Genomic DNA, 2705 nt, shown 5'->3' with positions numbered 1-2705 from the left:
GCGGTGGCGGCCGGGCTCGCCCTGGCCGCAGGTCCCGCCGCCGCCACCCTGCCCTTCGCCACGGTCGCGTCAGCCGCCCAGGCGGCCACCGCAGGCTGCGAAGTACACATCGGGCCCACCAGCAATCCGGCAACTACATCAAGGGGTTCGGCAGCAAGCTGAACTGCGGCAACGGCGACAGTTGGCTGCAGATCCAGCGCAAGCGCTGGTATGGGTGGGAGCCCATGGCGCCCAAGGTAACGGTGCGCGGAAGCGGCGTGATGTACCGACCTCCTACTTTTACAAGGGCACGGGCAAGCACACCTGGCGCGGCACGTGATGCGGAAACTCAGCGGCGATGCCGTGTTCAAGTTCTCCAACGAGATCAGAGTCACCTGCTGACACGGGGAGCTTTCAGCAGCCAGTCACCGCTGCCTCTGAGCCCGAGGGCGCCTGTCGTCGCCGGTGGGATAGACAAACGCGGCACCGGTCTCCGCTTCTTCCGGGGCCTGGCCCTCGTCTGCCGCCAGGCTGATGGACAGCCGGGCGGCGGCGGGGATGCGGGCGATGCGGCGTGAGGGCCGGTCGGCGTCAAGCATCCAGTGGTTCGTCCAGGACTTCGAGCCAGCCGTTGACCATCCGCACCTTCTTGCCGAGCGCCTGCGAGATGGCGGCCTGCCATCGGGGATCGTGGTCGCGATGGGTGCCGATCTCCTTGAACGGTGCTCGGCCGCGCAGGCCTGCGGGGTCGAGGTCGTCCGGGAGTCTCAACAACGACAGCTTGGTGAGTGCCGGGAGGTCGGCTATGCCGCCGAGGTCTTCCAGCGCGGGGCTGCCCCACAGGGTCAGCTGGCGCAGCGACGGGAGATCGTGGCCGGTTCCTGGCGTGCGCAGCCCGCCGCATCCGTCCAACCACAGATCGGACAGTGCGGGCAGGTCGCCAAGCCCGTCGAGGTTGTCCAGGATGTCACAGTGGCGGATGGTGAGCTCGTTCAGCGATGCCGACCGAGGGAGTGAGGAGGCGTCGGTGACAGGTTGCCCGGAGAGGAGGAGCTTACGCAGCGCGGGCACGGCGGACAGAGGCGAGAGATCGCGCACCTCGGGGCTGTCGACGATCGAGACCCACCGGAGCGACGGCAGCTGTTCGACGCCTTCGAGCGAGGCGAGGCCGGCGCACCCGGAGATCACCAGCCCTTCCAGCCCGGTGAGGCCGGTGATCCCTCGTAGGTCGGTCAGCTTGTCGCAGCCCGTCAGGCTGAGGCGGGTGATCCCGGGAAGCGTGCCGAGGCCCCGCAGGGACGTGAGCCGGGCGCATCCCTCGATCTTCAGGGTAGTCAAGGCCGGTTTATCGCCGAGCCCTTCGAGGTCTTCCAGACGGACGCATCGAGAGACGTTCAGTTCGGTGAGAGCAGCGAGTTCCGTTAGGTCGGCGAGATGACTGATGCCGGTCCTGGACAGATCGAGCCTTTCGAGGCCGGTGAGAGCCTTGAGCGGGGCGAGGTCGGTGACTGTGCGGCAGCCGGCCAGGTTGAGTGTGGTCAGCTCGGTGAGGCCGGCGATCGGGGCCAGGTCGGAGATCTCAGGGCATTGGTCGAGATCGAGATGGACGAGGTTGCCGAGGGCGGCGAGCTCGTCCAGGACCGTGATGTCCTTGCGGCGCGAGATCCGCAGGCGGCGGAGCGTCGTCAGGTGGCCCACACCCTCCAAGGTGTGTTTCCTGCCGAGGTCGAGGTCAGTGCGCTGCTCGCGGGCGAAGGCGGGAGCGAGGAGGAGTCGAGCGAATTCGCCGCGGTCGGTAGCGGCCGGCCACAGTTTGAGCAGCCTGTCCGTTGGCGGTTCCGCTATCACGGCGAAGTCGGCGGCAAGTTCGGTCGCGGCGGTGGTGCCGATGCCGTAATCCATGACGACCAGCTCACGTATCGCCCGCCAGGCGCGGGACGGTGAGGGCGGCTTTTCTTCGCCCAGCAGACTGCGGAGTGCGGCCAGTTGAGGTGATTCGCCGGTTCGGGGTGTCATGGCGATCACGATATCCACGTCGACAGACGGATGGACGATGCCGGGGCCGAGCCCGGCATCGCCACAACGTCTACCCGCGCATCAACCAACTGCCGAGCCAGCATGACACGAGCGTGGCAGAGACAGCGACATCAACCGTGGCACGTCACACCCCGAGGACGGACCATTGCGCCAGTTCACCCTGGCCAACTCTGCGTCTGCCGATAACTACATCCGCCCACGTCATGGCCATGTGACGGCTTCGCGTGGCGTGCGCGAGCTCCGGCCACCCGGAGAGGCAAACGCGTGCGGCATGATGATCAGCCGTGCTCCTTCGCCTCGCCTACCTCATCGTCACAAGCACCTTCGCCGCACTGCGGCTGCTGCCCATGGGCGATCGAGACAAGGACATCGAGATTCTCGCCCTGCGTCTGTCCCACTCGCAAACACGGCTTCGCGCTGTGAGCTGGGGTTTTGCTGCGTGATCAGAGCGGCGGCTGCGACCATCGCACGGTGTTGTTATCGCTTGCCTACCGGTTAGTGAGAGGCTTGTTCGGCCTGCTGACGGTGCTGGTCCGCTCTGATCTGTCCAAGGACGCTGAGCTGCTGGTGCTCCGTCACGAGAACCAGGTGCTCGGCACTTCCCCCTGGTTAGTGGACACGCTGATACTGGATCTTGCTTGATCTGGAGGAAGCGAGAAGACCGCCGATGGCGTTGAAGGACTACTCGG

General features: G+C 66.3%; 3 protein-coding genes. 2 read left to right on the top strand and 1 reads right to left on the bottom strand.

Annotation, left to right across the window (positions count from 1 at the left end):
* Nucleotides 1-570: 570 nt before the first annotated feature.
* Entirely contained in the window at nucleotides 571-2013 is a 1443-nt protein-coding gene (locus ACWDX9_RS62160) for a leucine-rich repeat domain-containing protein (RefSeq protein ID WP_449973256.1), read from the bottom strand.
* Nucleotides 2014-2300: 287 nt separating this feature from the next.
* Between ACWDX9_RS62160 and ACWDX9_RS62155 the strand changes: the two genes are divergently transcribed.
* Both ACWDX9_RS62155 and ACWDX9_RS62150 read left to right on the top strand, forming a co-directional pair.
* Nucleotides 2301-2459, top strand: a complete 159-nt coding sequence (locus ACWDX9_RS62155; protein ID WP_449973255.1) for a hypothetical protein — start codon at nucleotides 2301-2303, stop codon at nucleotides 2457-2459.
* Nucleotides 2449-2658, top strand: a complete 210-nt coding sequence (locus ACWDX9_RS62150; protein ID WP_449973254.1) for a hypothetical protein — start codon at nucleotides 2449-2451, stop codon at nucleotides 2656-2658. Before ACWDX9_RS62155 ends, ACWDX9_RS62150 begins: the two co-directional genes overlap by 11 nt.
* Nucleotides 2659-2705 lie beyond the last annotated feature (47 nt).

The sequence above is a fragment of the Nonomuraea sp. NPDC003201 genome (genome assembly GCF_053590415.1).
This window is presented reverse-complemented; position numbering and strand designations above follow the sequence as displayed.